General features: G+C 56.6%; 9 protein-coding genes. All 9 read right to left on the bottom strand.

Annotation, left to right across the window (positions count from 1 at the left end; genetic code table 11):
- Window positions 1-268 precede the first annotated feature (268 nt).
- The gene (locus tag AC07WB_RS00710; protein ID WP_494939887.1) at window positions 269-1,273 is read right to left on the bottom strand and encodes a family 8 glycosyl hydrolase; all 1,005 of its coding nucleotides are present in this window, start codon (window positions 1,271-1,273) and stop codon (window positions 269-271) included.
- A gap of 9 nt (window positions 1,274-1,282) precedes the next feature.
- Window positions 1,283-1,729 (bottom strand): cellulose biosynthesis protein BcsD, encoded by a 447-nt coding sequence (bcsD, locus tag AC07WB_RS00705; RefSeq protein ID WP_345827524.1) that lies wholly within the window; start codon window positions 1,727-1,729, stop codon window positions 1,283-1,285.
- Complete coding sequence (locus AC07WB_RS00700) at window positions 1,729-5,532, bottom strand: cellulose biosynthesis protein BcsC (protein WP_097095377.1); 3,804 nt, start codon at window positions 5,530-5,532, stop codon at window positions 1,729-1,731. Before AC07WB_RS00700 ends, bcsD begins: the two co-directional genes overlap by 1 nt.
- Window positions 5,533-5,543: 11 nt before the next feature.
- Window positions 5,544-8,009, bottom strand: coding sequence for a cellulose biosynthesis cyclic di-GMP-binding regulatory protein BcsB (bcsB, locus tag AC07WB_RS00695; RefSeq protein ID WP_494939886.1), 2,466 nt, complete (start codon window positions 8,007-8,009; stop codon window positions 5,544-5,546).
- Window positions 8,006-10,111 carry a UDP-forming cellulose synthase catalytic subunit gene (gene bcsA, locus AC07WB_RS00690; RefSeq protein ID WP_494939885.1) on the bottom strand — a complete coding sequence of 702 codons (2,106 nt, stop codon included), beginning with the start codon at window positions 10,109-10,111 and terminating at the stop codon, window positions 8,006-8,008. The genes bcsB and bcsA overlap by 4 nt, the downstream gene beginning before the upstream one ends.
- Before the next feature lie 54 nt (window positions 10,112-10,165).
- Entirely contained in the window at window positions 10,166-10,966 is an 801-nt protein-coding gene (gene bcsQ, locus AC07WB_RS00685; protein WP_494939884.1) for a cellulose biosynthesis protein BcsQ, read from the bottom strand.
- Window positions 10,957-11,607, bottom strand: a complete 651-nt coding sequence (gene bcsO / locus AC07WB_RS00680; protein WP_494939883.1) for a cellulose biosynthesis protein BcsO — start codon at window positions 11,605-11,607, stop codon at window positions 10,957-10,959. The genes bcsQ and bcsO overlap by 10 nt, the downstream gene beginning before the upstream one ends.
- A 474-nt stretch (window positions 11,608-12,081) precedes the next feature.
- Window positions 12,082-13,092: a dipeptide ABC transporter ATP-binding subunit DppF gene (gene dppF, locus AC07WB_RS00675; protein WP_097095382.1), complete on the bottom strand. Its 1,011-nt coding sequence runs from the start codon at window positions 13,090-13,092 to the stop codon at window positions 12,082-12,084.
- Window positions 13,082-14,068, bottom strand: a complete 987-nt coding sequence (gene dppD, locus AC07WB_RS00670; protein ID WP_097095383.1) for a dipeptide ABC transporter ATP-binding protein — start codon at window positions 14,066-14,068, stop codon at window positions 13,082-13,084. Before dppD ends, dppF begins: the two co-directional genes overlap by 11 nt.
- Window positions 14,069-14,072 lie beyond the last annotated feature (4 nt).

Genomic DNA, 14,072 nt, shown 5'->3' with positions numbered 1-14,072 from the left:
CAAAACCTCTCCGGGCCAGTTTGGCCATGTAATTAGATGAAATGCGCAGCGAGTATATCCCAGGTCAGGGTCGCATTTCGCCGGGATAAAGTTGAAAAATGGCCATGCAGAAGAATTTTCGCGGTGATTCGGAATGATGCAGGTGCGCATAAATGCGCACCCTACGAAAACCCGGCTATATCCACGTAGGGTCGCCATTCATGGTGACCGATTCACGCTTAGCTGACGAGCATTACGCCATTGATGGCGACCCGGTGGAAAATAAGACTTAGCGCTTCTCCTGGTACGCCATCCAGGTAAGCAGTTGCAGGCTGGCGGAGAAGTAGTTTTGATCGGGCGCCAAACGGTCATTGAGATAGCGCGTTTGGTTCAACGTCAGATCGCGCACGGCAACCAGGCCGCCTTCCATATTGTACGGTGCAGGTGTATTCCCCAGCACATCATACCAGGCGGGCGTGGTCAGCCGTGGCGAGCCTTGCCAGACGCGCTGGAACGGCACCAGACGCAGACTTTGCGGATCGTACCACCAGATATTTAGGGGAATACGAATCGCGTCATAGCTGAAGCGGTTGGAATAACCTAGCGCCGGCGCCACTGAACCATCGGCATTCAAAGCTACCCAATCGAGCGGCAGGCCGGTTTTGCCAAAGTGCATATCGCCTAACAGCGCCATGCCGTCATCAATCAGCTCATTCCAGATGCGCAGATGGCTATGATCGGCAAACTCACGCCAGGCCGCGAACAGAAAATAAGAGGGGTTGAGGACCACATAGCTGGTTTTATTAAACCCCTGCGCGCCCGGCAACATCACTTTATGTCCGCCATAATCGATGACATTAAGCTTAATCACCGCACGTTGGATGCGATCGGACGCCTGCTGATAATCGCCGCCCCACTTCTGTGCGGCGCGTTGCAGGGCCCACGCAATCAGCACATCACCGTCGGACGCATTATTTTTGTCCGCAACCGGATCGGCAGCACCTGGCGTATAACGCCAATAGAACAGATCGTTCTGTGGATTGCTCAGATGGCTGCGCGTCCACTGCCACAGCAGATCAAACGTGACACGATCGTCGTGCGCCACCGCCAGCAGCATGCCGTAGCCCTGGCCTTCGGTATGGCTCACATTATTGTTTGCCGTATCGCTGATGCGGCCGTCGCTGCTCATAAACCGGCTTTTGTAGGTACTCCAGCCATCTGCGGCCACCTGGGCGCTAAAAAACATCACCATGAAACACAGCATCCATTGACGCCAGAACCGCATCACTTTCATCACAGCATCCTATTGATATCGATAGTGCAGCGTGCCGCCGTCGTTCTTCTCGAGGGTTACCGGCACTGCCGCGCTGCCGCCTTGTGCTTGCAGCCACTGCGCATACAGGCCAGCCAGTACCGCACTCAACGCCAGCTGCCAGCGTTCTGCTGCTACGTGAATATCACCCTGAGGCAGCGCGTGGTGCTGCAGCAGAATGGCGTTTTCCTGCGGCTGCAACTGCACAAAACCCCAGTTAAATCGGGCCAGCTGCAGATTCATCTCACGCTCCAGATCCTGCACGGTGCGCGCTTCTGCTAAAGGATAGCGTGTTGCCAGCGATGCGCCGACACCCTGCAGGAAGCCTTCCGCTTCCTCGCCAGCATTATCCAGCATGCTTTCAATCATCACGCTCACCAAATCAAACCAGCCCGGCTGGTGTGGATGGCTGGCGCGTGCTGCGATTTGCTCACTCATTAGTAATCTCCGAACAGGTAACGGAAGTACAGATTGGCGGTACTTTCGTTGTAATCACCAAAGGTGTCGTAGCCTAACTGACCGCCTACGGTGACATCTTTGTTGATCTTGTAATCCGCACCGGCATGCAGGTTGTAGCCAATACCGTTTTTGCTATCGCCGCTGTAGAACGCGTCCTTCACGTAGCCCTGGTCAGCCAGACTCTGCAACTGTGATTGCAGAGACGGGTTGTTCGGGAAGTAGGCGCTTTTATCCTGGCTATAGGATTGATAACCCACCGAGCCGCCCACGTTCACTTTCAGATCGTCAAACTTGCGGCTGAATTCAACAGGGAACGATACGGATGCATAGTTTTGCGGACTGAAGTAACCGCCCTGACCGTAGCTGAAGTAGCTAAGGTTTTTCGAGTAATCCATCCACGATAGGCTCATGCCGACTTTCAGCTCGCGATCGTCGAAGTGATACGGACGCACATAAGCTCCGGCCGTAGCCTGCACGCTATTGTTGCTCGCCACGTTTTCACCCAGGTAGCTGTACGCGCCAGCACCAGCGTAGAAGCCGGCATCACCGTTGTCGTAACTCAGCAAGGCGTTACCGCCGTTTTTCGTTACGCGGCCCCAACGTTTACCGCTGGTTTTGTCTTCCACACCCACATACGACAACAGGCTGTCGGTCATCGCGCGGCGTTCACCGGTGAGGATCAGCGTCAGGAAATCCGTCAGCTTCGGCGACCACTGCACGCCACCCACCAACGTGCTCAAATCTTGTCCGAGCGGCGTGCTGCCGAGATCAATCTTGTAGCTGTCGCCCTTCAGCGCCATGTTCAGCTCAACGCCGGTCGCTGATTGCGAATCAGTAGAAGAGTTAGGCACGTCATCAATTTTCGCTCCTCCCGTCGCCACCACGTTGCCCTGCACCAGCGAGTTGGTGCCGAAGCGACGCCAGGCATCACCGCCGGCGCTGCCGGCTGAGAGTGAAACCGGCGTCATCGTGAAATCGAAACGCGACTCGCCAAACGGCACGGTAGAGAAGGTCAGTGGCGCTTTGGCTTCGGTCAACTTACTCAACCCAGATTCACCGTCGCGTCCGCGCACCTGCACCGCGCCCTGCACCCAGGTACCGGTTTTCTCCTGCAAATCGTCCATCATGTTGTCGATTTGGCGCAGCGTCTGACTCTGCTGAATGGCTGGCGTGTTGCTCGCCAGCGTCACCCCTTCCGCGCTGCTGGTGGCGTCGGGCGCCGATTGCCACGGCATTACCGCACCATAGCTGGATGGCGAGCGGCCAACCGGCGAGGTGCCGCGATTGATAAACGGATTATCGGCCAGGGCCAGACCACCCACGCTCGGCACGCTACCGGTTTCAGCACCCTGCAGACCAATCAGCTGACCGCGCGCGGTGCGCAGGTAGCTCATTGCCTGGCTGTGTTCGCCGTTAGCTTCGGCAACGCGCGCAAGCAACAGCAGGCGATCGGGTGACTGCGCGTTATTCAGGCCGCGGGTTAAGGTGTTGGCTTTGTTGAGGTCGTTTTGCGCCAGCGCCACGTTGATGGCGCCAGTACGCGCGTCTTGCGTCGCGGTGTCCTGCGTCATCAGGTAGTCATACACCACGCCCGCTTCTTTGTTCATCTTGCCGGATTGATACAGTCGCGCCATGGCGAACATCAGATCGCGGTTCTGTGGATCGTGCTGCAGCGCGCCCACCAGCTTATCGTAAGCAGCGGCGTACTGTTTCTGCTCGCGCAGGCGATCGACCTCGTTGATCACGTAACCATTGCGGATACCCGCCAGCTGCGTCGGCGTGCTGCGCGCCTGCAGTTCCGGACTGCTGAGGAAGCTTTGCGCTTCAGTATTCAAACCGGCCTGATTCAGCACTGCGACCTGTGCGGCGTAATCCCCGGCGTTGCCTTGCACTCCGCGCTGCATGTTGCTGCGCACCACGGAAACCGCGGTGGTGATATCACCTGCTTTTGCCAGTTTCTGCGCCAGATTACCGGCATCAACCGGATTTGACGGTGGCGTTGCCGCCAGCGCGCGCAGGGTATTGGCCGCTGCAGCGTTCGATCCCTGCGCCAGATACTGATCGGCGGTGGTCATCTGCAGGTTGAAATTCACGCGCTGTGCCAGCTCGCGCATATCGCTGTTTTTGCTGCCGTTGGGAATACGTGACAGCAGCATACTCGCCTGCTGCCAGGCGCCACTTTCACTGGCGTTTAACGCGCCCGCGTACAGTTCAGCGGTGCTCGCACCGGTACGCAGGGTCGGCTGCATGATATTCGCTGCCATCATGCTATCGCCCTGTGCGCGATAGATGCGCGCCAGATCGAGACGCAGCCAGCCATCGTTGGGATAGCGCTGAATGCCGCTATTTAGCGTAGCAATCGCCGCGCTGTTGTTGCCCGCGGCTAATTCACGCTTGGCCTGCGCACGAATTGGATCGGTGCTATTGCCGCGCGGCGCGACGCTCTGGCGCACGCTGTCGGGTAGCGATGCCAGCAGCGTATTGGCTTCCGCCCCGCGATTTTGCTGACGCAGCACGTAGAACAGGCCTTCTTTAGCGCTACGGTTGTTGGCATCGCTTTGCAGGATGGCGCGATAGGTTTGCTCCGCCTGATCGAGTTGATTGCTGCGACGCTGAACATCGGCACGGAACAGTTTGGCGGATACCCCTTTTTCGCCGTCGGCCTGCGTCAGGGGTTCGCTCAATGCCAGCGCCTGCGCGCTGTCGCCATTTTTCAGCGCCTGCTGCGCCGTGGCCAACTGCGCATAGAAGCGCGCATCGGCGGCCTGTTTCTGCCGCGTGTCGCTCTGATCGCCACCCAGCTGCGCGGCGCGCGTTAGGTAATCCGCTGCTTCCGCATAGCGACCAGCGCGCTGAGCCACGTAACCCATGCCGGCCAAGGCATCGGCATCTTGCGGGTTGGCCTGCAGCACTTTCTCAAAGTTGTTTTGCGCATTGCTGACGTCGCCGCTGTTTAACGCAGTAAAGCCCGCGCCTTTCTCCGCGCCGCCGACGTTTTTACGGTAGTAATCCAGCACCGCGTTGTCTTGCGGATGACGCTGCTGCCAGGTTTGATAAAGCGAAGCATCTGAAGCCTGCGGGCCAAGCCACAGCAGGGCCTGGCGCAGCGATCGATCGGCTTCTTTGTTGCCATCCGCCATGCTCGCGAGCACATCGATACCCTGACGGCGGGTTGATTCCTGATAGGTTAATGCTTTACCCAGCGCCAGTTTTGCACCGGTATCCTGCGGATGATCGGCGGAGAACTGGCGCAGCGCTTCCACCGCCTGCGGCAGCAGCGAGCGATCGCCCGCCATGGTCAGATAATATTCTGCCGCCACGCTCGGCGGCGGCTCATTGCCGCTGAAGGTATTACGCCAGGTTTGCAACGAAGCGGCAATGTTGCCACTGCGCGCCTGCTGACGTGCCAGCTGCAGCTGCGCCTGCGGAATGGTTTGCAGCTGACGCGCGTTATCCAGCTCGGTGAGATGCGCATCGTTTGGCGAGGCCGCACTCAATCGCGCACGCCACTGCGCCGCTTCGGCCGTGCCGCCGCTTTGCTGGGAATAGAGCGCCAGCAGATAGAGCGCCTGCGTATTGTTCGGCTCAACCATCAGCACTTTCTGCAGCGAGGCTTTCGCCAGATCGTCATGCGCTTTCTGATGCCAGTAAGCCGCTTGATCGAACAGCGCCTGCAGCGCGGGATTGCTGCTCTCCGCCGCCAGCAGCGGCTGCGAGAGCGCCAGTGCTCCCCCCAGAATCAGAGCATGACGCACGCCGGCACTTAACAGATGTTTTTTCATTATTTTTATCCTTACTTCTTGCCGGACTTGCTATCAACTTTTGGGTTGAGACGACGCCACGCATGACGTTTCAGCATCACCCATGCACCGCTGCCGACCAGCGCTGAAAGCAGCAGTGCCGCCAGCGCCATCAGCACCGAGTGCTGGTTGGCATACCACACCACCATCATGTACCACGGCATTTCGCCGCTCGGGAATTGCGGCCCCACGCGGAAGCTGCGGATGCCGTTCTCATCGGTGATGATGGCAGTATCACCGCGAATACCGGCGTTAATGCGCGCAGAATTCAGATCTTCATGCAGGCGTAGCAGCTGCTGATCGCTGGTGGCCACCGTCATCACCACCAGACGATCGCGGTTCCACGGCGAGCGATAGCTGACAAAGCCGCGCCACGCTTCGTTCGATGAGAAGTAACGATCGGCATCCAGCTGCTGGCGATACCAGTCGCCGGTCAGCCAGCCGCGCACTTTTTCCCAGCTCGTCGGCTCTTTCACGCCCAGCGTGTTGCCGCTGGTATCAAATGGCGTATTGGCCAGCATCCGTTGGTTGAAGTCGTTGTTCTGCGTGGTACTCACCGCCAACACATCGCTGTGCTGCAGGCGAGTCAGATTGGTGCCGCCATTTGGCAGACCAAACAGCACCTGGTTCTGCAGCAGTGGAACGCCGGTGGCGTTGCCGGCACGTGATGCCATATCCAGCAGCGTGGCGATCTCCGCGTCGCTGGGTTGCTCTGGCAACAACAGCGTCGTCTGCGAGAAATCCGCCAGCCGCGAGAACGGGAACGACGCGCCGACAAAGTAAGAGAGGTTCGGCAGCATGGTGAAGTGCCGCGTGTGGCTCAGATCGATCCATGAATCCTCTTCAATGCGGCTCTTGATATTGTTGTTCAGCAGCACGCCGCACGGCGCATCTGCTTTCGGCTTGATGTTGAAATAGAGCGCCAGCTGGTTGTCACCATAAATCAGGTAGGGTTCGAGCTTCAGCGTGTAATGCTCCTGCCGCGCGTCACCGCCCAGGCGATGCCAGGCGCTCTCCAGCAAGCCCACTTTGTTCACCGTCAGGTTACGCAGAAAGGTGCCGTTGATCATCACGTTGAGGAACGAGTTGTTCTCATCAATCCAGCTTTCGGACGGGAAGCGATAGTGCAGATCCACCGGAATGGTATCGCCATCCCACAGGAACAGGTCAGGCGCGGCGCGGAAATTGACGCTCAGCGCATCGTGCCAGATGCCGGTGGTGGTCAGGCTCTGATCCTTACGCAGCAGTTCGCTCAGGCGTACCGGACGCGTGGTGTTAATCCAGCGTGGCGCATCATAAGGTTTTCGCACGCCAATCGGCTGCGGCTGCACATTCAGGCTGTTGCCATCCGTGGTGAGCGGCTGCGTGGTTAAACGGTTAGCTGCCTGGCGAAGCTGATCGTCATTGGCGCCCACCACCAGCAGCAGCTTGTAAACAGGATTGTTGGGATTATCGATCACCTGCAGCAGCGGGCCATTGCTCGCGGGTAACGTCACCGTGCCAATTTTGTCGCCAGGATGCCCCACCAGAATACCGTTGTGCTCGGGCAAATCGCCGCGCACCACCGGGAAACGAATGCCGCGATAGTCCGACTGAATACCCATCCAGGATGCCACCAGCGCAGCCGCGCTGATGCTATCCGGCGCAACATTGGTGGCAAAGCCAAAGCTAACGCTGCCTGGCGTCATGCGTTGCGCATCAATAAACGGACGCGGGAAGTTGCGCAGGCTGGTGCCAATGTTCAGCTGCTGACCTTCCAGGCTCAGCGTGGTTTTAGGCAAAATGGATACCTGATACTGCTGCGCGCTCTCTTTCTCGCACAGCAGCTTATCGGCATCGTTAATCTTGAAGCTCAGATTGTTGCTCGATACCACCATCGCTGCCGGGATATCCAGCTGGTAGTCACTGATATCGCTGTCGCTGGAGCCCAGCGGTAAGGTGCCGAGCGGCTGACCGTTTAGCATCAGCTGCAGCGAAGTGTTACGCGCCGCCAGTGCTGCAGAGACGCGTAGCGAAAGGTTGAGGCGTGCGCTGGTGATCACTTCATCCGTCGGCAAGGTGAACACGATACCGGATTGCAGTTGACCGCCGGTGAGCGTAATACCCTGCGGCTGGCCCATCTGCGCGACGGAAACCGTGCTGCTAATCGGCTGGTTGAGCGTAGCCGTGCCGCTATCAGCTATGACGCCTGGCTCGACCGAAGGCAGCACCATGTCGGGTGCAGGCGCGGCTGGCGCCGCATTCTCATTCGCGGGGGCGCTCTCCGAAGGAGCATACGGCGCCGCACCGGCGGCTTGCTGTAACTGCTGGTCGGCCGCACCTTCCATGCCCTGTGGCGGTGGAACCGCTGAAAGCGCAGCACTATCCTGAGTCACCGCCGGGGTTTCAGCCCATGCTGGCGCGAGCACGAGCGCCGTTGCCAGCGAGCTTGCCAGCAACGTTTGCGTCAAATTCTTCATGCAGCGCTGTCCTCTTTTACCGCAGGCTGGTTATCACGCTTACGCTTCTCACGGCGATCTTTCCAGGTCAGCCAGAACAGCTCAAAGACGGTACGAATAATGGTGCCAAGGGAAACCAGAGGGTTGTCCTGCTTGTACTCCGGCTGAATCCATGCATCGGCACGCGCCAGCACCACACGTACTAATTCACGGCGGCGCGCCAGCGGCATATCGCCAAAGCGCAGACGGATGCTCTCTTCATCGCCGGAAATTTTGCTTACCGGAATGGTGATGGTGCCGGATTTCAACAGCAGATCGATCTCTTCGATGTCATCCTGCTCATGACGATGGTCCGGCGCATCGAGCTGCGCACCGCCCATCGACAGATCGCTGGTTTGCGTGCGTGAAGAGATGCCGCTGGCGTAATGAATGACCGCCGGAATCTGCACGTCAATACGGATGGTTTTACGCACCTGTTTGGTTTCACGTGCCACGGCAATCGCCGCCATCAGAATGATCAGGCTGAACACCGCCCAGCCGACGTTAAGGGCAATAACGTAGGGATCGACGCCAAAGTAGTCATGGGCGGTGGCACGCACTACGCCAGCAATAATGCCGATTGAAAGCAGCGCAGCAACAATCACATGCGGGCGCACAATGTGGAAATCGAAGAAACCCTGATCGAGCAAGCCGCCTTTATCCGTAACGTTAAATTTTCCGCGCTTCGGTGCCAGCATGGTCAGCAACGTGGGGATAACGAGGTGGAAGCACATAACGGTTTCGTAGATTTCACCCCAGAAGGTGTAGCGGAACTTGCCGTTCATGCGCGAGTTGACGTACAGCGACATCACCAGATGTGGCAAGACGTAGGCGAAGATCAGCGATGCCGACGAGTGAATGATATTCAGGTTAAACAGCAGGTACGCCAGCGGCGCGGTCAAAAACGCGACGCGCGGCAAGCCAAACTGGAAGTGCAGCATGGCGTTGAGGTAGCACAGACGCTGTTGCCAGGTTAAACCACGGCCGAACAAAGGGTTATCGACGCGGAAGATCTGCGTCATGCCACGCGCCCAGCGGTTACGCTGCACCACATGCAGCCCCAGACGTTCGGTCGCCAGGCCAGCCGCCAGCGGGATCGCCAGGAAAGCGGAGCCCCAGCCAAGACGCTGCATTTTCAATGCGGTATGCGCATCTTCGGTGACGGTTTCAACTGCAAAGCCACCAATCTCTTCCAGCGCGCTACGGCGGATCACCGCACAGGAGCCACAGAAAAACGTCGCGTTCCAGTTATCATTACCCTGTTGAACCGGGCCGTAGAACAGCGAGCCTTCATTAGGAATGCTGCGCGCTGCACGCAGATTACGTTCGAACGGGTCCGGCGAATAGAAGTAGTGCGGCGTTTGCAGTAGCGCCAGTTTCGGATCGTTGAGGAACGGCCCTACCGTTGCCTGCAGGAAGGTACGCGTGGCAACGTGGTCACAGTCGAAGATGCAAATCAGCTCACCTTTGGTGATCTTCATGGCGTGATTAAGGTTACCGGCTTTCGCGTGGCTATTGTCATCGCGGGTGATATAGCCTACGCCGACGTCGGCAGCAAATACCGCAAACTCGCTACGTTTGCCATCATCCAGTAAATAGACCTTCAGCTTGTCGCGCGGATAATCAATACACTGCGCCGCCAGCACGGTATCTCGCACCACATCAAGGCTTTCATTATAGGTGGGAACATAAACGTCAACCGTCGGCCACAGGTTGGTATCATCGGGCAGCGGCTCAATGGTGCGTTTTAATGGCCAGGTGGTTTGCAGGAAGCCAAGAATTAAAATCAGCCAGACATAGAGTTCGGCCAGATATAAGCCAATCCCAAGGATTGCTTCAATCTCTGAATTAAACTGCAGCGTCTCCGTGGTGCGCCACCAGATATATCGGGTCGACATCAGCGCAGAAAGGATAACCATCACAACGGTTATTTTGCGGCTTTTACTGAAGCCCAGTAGAAACATCATCCCGATGCTGATCAAGCCGAAGATATATTGCTTCTGGCTGTCCATAGGCGTGATGACGATTACCGCGGCTACGGGTGCAAGCACCAGCAGCAGCAGGTAAAACCCGAGTTTACTCATGATTCACCCTGAAGGAGCTGTATTGTTTTTATGCGGCCGATACCGGCCTCATTATTAATAATGGCTGCGGATAGGCGCCTGAACTTCACCATTTCCTACGGTGATATCCAGGATATTTGCCACGCGTTTCGCCACTAATTCGATATCAAACGCCGCGGCAGAAGCCGGACTGAAATCATAAACCGATTGTTGTGAAGCATTCGCTTCAGCCACGCTTTCATCACGATGCACAACGCCTAATAAATTATCGCCCAAACGCTGCTGCATAAAGGTTGTGACTTCACGACTTATAATGCGGCGGTTATCACTTTGGTTAAGGACAAAATAATGACCACGTTTATTATTTAGCGGCTGACCTATCATGCGGTCATTTTCTATTTGCGGCAGCAAAGAGACTGATGCGGTATCCGCTAACATCACCACTACATGCATATCGGCAAGAGCGGTCATGGCTTTAAGCGCAGCACCCGGACCCGGAGGAAAATCGGCAATAATGACCAATCCCGGGTAATTCAGCACGGTATCCAGGCCGCGCTGCAGAAAGTGCGGATCTTTTACCAGGTTTTCTTCAAAACGTTCACGCTGTTCTTCGGTGACATCGCCATAGGGCATAACAAATATATTGCCGCCGGTGGTCAGAATGGATTGGCTCCAGTCGGCCTGATCGGCAGAGCGTGCAACAAAACCGCGGCCATCATGCAGCGGTACACCAAAATGCAGGCGCAGGGCGTTTTGCACATCAAAATCGATTGCCAATACCTTGCTGCCGGCGCGGGCCAGACTCCATGCAAGGTTGGCCGCCATGGTGGTTTTCCCTACTCCCCCTTTTGGCGAGCACACACAAACTAACGGCATAGCGCAATCTTCTCCAGTAGCGGTTTTAATGGTGTTTCTTTTGCAAGATTAGCAGGCTCTGCCGAGCGCGATCGGAACAGGGCACCAAAACGAGAAGGTGTGGGCGCTGCCGGACGTGCCGGTTCTACCGGTGCGGCAAAGGTGGGTGCTGGCGCGATAGGCGCTGCGGCCAGCGGAGCGGCTGCAGGCTTAACAGCAGGCGCGACAGCAGGTTTCGCCGGCGGAAACAGTGATGTTGTCGCCTGACGTTCAACCAGCGTGGCCTTGGGCGCCAGCGGCGCCCCCGTTTGCGCCGGTTGCGCGGAGGGTGCTGGCGGGAACAGTGAAGAACCGATCGCCGATGGCGCTGCCACAGGCGCGCTTAAGCTCTCGAGAATCGATCCGCGCGACGTAGCCGCAACAGCGGCAGGCTCAGCCTGAGCAGGTGGTGCGGCAAATTCATCAACGCTAATCGGTTGTGGCTGCGGCAGATCGATACGCTGACCGCTGCCTAATTCCGACTCATCATCGCTAGCCAATTGGCGCAGCAACGCCCACTGACTTTGATCGGCTTCCTGCGATTGGCCGGACATATCCTTAAAAGCAATGTCTAGCGTCTGCGTTTTTTCTTTAAAACGCTGCAGATCGTCGTAATTCTTCATGATCAGAGCCTGTAAAAACGGGAGGGAATTTTCCGCGAATATATCACAAGCATTAAAAGACGGTGAGAGAATTCTGATTATTAAAGCGCCGCATTCAATAAAAGAGTTTTATCTTTATGATTGAAAAATCGGATATGCAAAAAGCGTGCAATTATTTATTGACGGCGATTAATTAATATCGATTAACAGAAATAATCACGCGGGTAATTTTAACCTAAGCTACTGAAAATACTCCACTGCGCTGCAACCTGCAGATTTTAATCTGATGTGATGATACTCACACAATGCTGGAAAAATTAGGAATTTGTCTTAACCCTTTATATCTTAGTCAGGACCAATTAAAGACTGATGCAATAGCGTAATGGTTTTAGAGCCGATTTAAGGATAATGATTTCTCCCGTTAATTTCCCTCATGTATTAAGGGTGAAATAAGAAAGGCTCCCAAGGGAGCCTTTAACAATGTATGGCGGTAATTTATGGCGTAACCACCGGCTGGTTTTCATCCTGATCTACCGCGAAGCAGGCAATTTGCTGATCGCCATATTGTTTCAGTTTTGGCTGCAGCTGGACACAAGTGCCAAAACGGCGACGGCAGCGCGCGTTAAACGCACAGCCCGGCGGCGGATTTAACGGACTAGGCAGCTCGCCCGTCAGCTTGATGCGCTCGCGACGCTCGTCGGGATTAAGACGTGGCGTCGCCGACAGCAGCGCCTGGGTATAAGGATGACGCGGATTGCTGAAAATCGCCTCTTTACTCCCCTTCTCCACGCAGCGCCCGAGATACATCACCATCACCTCATCAGCGATGTGCTCCACCACCGACAGGTCATGCGAGATGAAGACGTAGGACAGCCCCAAATCCTGCTGCAAATCCATCATCAGATTGAGCACCTGGGCGCGCACCGAGACGTCGAGTGCAGAAACCGGTTCATCGGCAATCAGGACATCGGGATCGAGCATCAGACCGCGTGCGATAGCAATACGCTGACGCTGGCCGCCTGAGAACATGTGCGGATAGCGATCGTAATGCTCGGTTTTCAGGCCCACCTTAGCCATCATCTCCAGCGTTTTTTCCTTGCGTTCCGCTTTGGTCAGCGAGGTGTTGATCACCAGCGGTTCTTCAAGAATCTGGCTGATTTTCTTTCGCGGATTGAGCGAACCGTACGGGTTCTGGAACACAATCTGGATTTTCTGACGACGCAGCTTCTGCGCCTGCGGATCGTGCTTTAACAGATCCTGACCGTGCCAGAAGAGCTGGCCTTCGGTCGGCGTTTCAATCATGGTCAGCAGGCGGCCTAACGTCGATTTTCCGCAGCCAGATTCTCCCACCACCGCCAGCGTTTTGCCGCGCTCGAGGTTGAACGACACGCCATCCAGCGCTTTCACCAGACGTTCCTGGCCGAACAGACCTTTCTTCACCGGGTAATGTTTTTTCAGGTCAATGGCCTGCAGCAGGTATTCCTGCTGAGTGTTATCAAGACTCATAGGTTGGTCTCCCGGCATCATCCAGTGGGAAGTGACATTTGGCCTGACGGCCAGGAATGTCGCGCAGCTCCGGCTCTTCGCGGCGGCAGCGATCGGTCACGTACGGGCAGCGCGGGTTCAACAGGCAGCCCGTTGGACGATCGTATTTACCCGGCACCACGCCCGGCAGCGACGCCAGACGCGCTTTGTCGGCAGCAAACTCCGGCAGCGCGCGCAGCAGCGCTTGCGTGTAGGGATGACGCGGCGCTTTGAAGATATCCACCGCTTTACCGCTTTCCACCACCTGACCGGCATACATCACGATGATGTGCTGTGCCGCTTCGGCCACCAGCGCCAGATCGTGAGTAATCAGGATCAGCGCCATGTTCTCTTGCTTCTGCAACTCCAGCAGCAGTTCGATGATTTGCGCCTGAATGGTGACGTCGAGCGCCGTCGTCGGCTCATCGGCAATAAGCAGCTTCGGTTTGCAGGCAATCGCCATGGCGATCATCACGCGTTGGCTCATCCCGCCCGACAGCTGATGCGGATAAACATCCAGACGCGATGACGGATCGGGAATGCCCACCTGGTCGAGCAAATCAATCGCACGCTGACGACGGGTCCGTTTGCTGCCGCCCTGATGCACCTTTAACGCTTCCATGATCTGGAAACCTACGGTGTAGCACGGATTGAGGCTGGTCATTGGGTCCTGGAAAATCATCGCCACTTCAGCGCCCACCAGCTGGCGGCGCTCTTTTTCGGAGATTTTCTGCAGATCGCGCCCATTGAATTCCAGTTTTTCGGCCATCACGCGGCCGGGATAGTCAATCAGGCCCATAATCGCCAGCGAGCTGACCGATTTACCGGAACCCGATTCACCCACGATGCCCACCACCTGGCCTTGTTCGACCTGGTAGCTGATGCGGTCAACTGCACGAAACGGTGTCTTTTCGTCGCCGAAATGCACCGATAACTTATCTACATTTAATAACGCCATCTCG

This window comes from Pantoea sp. GW821-FHT03E06 (assembly GCF_059420725.1).
This window is presented reverse-complemented; position numbering and strand designations above follow the sequence as displayed.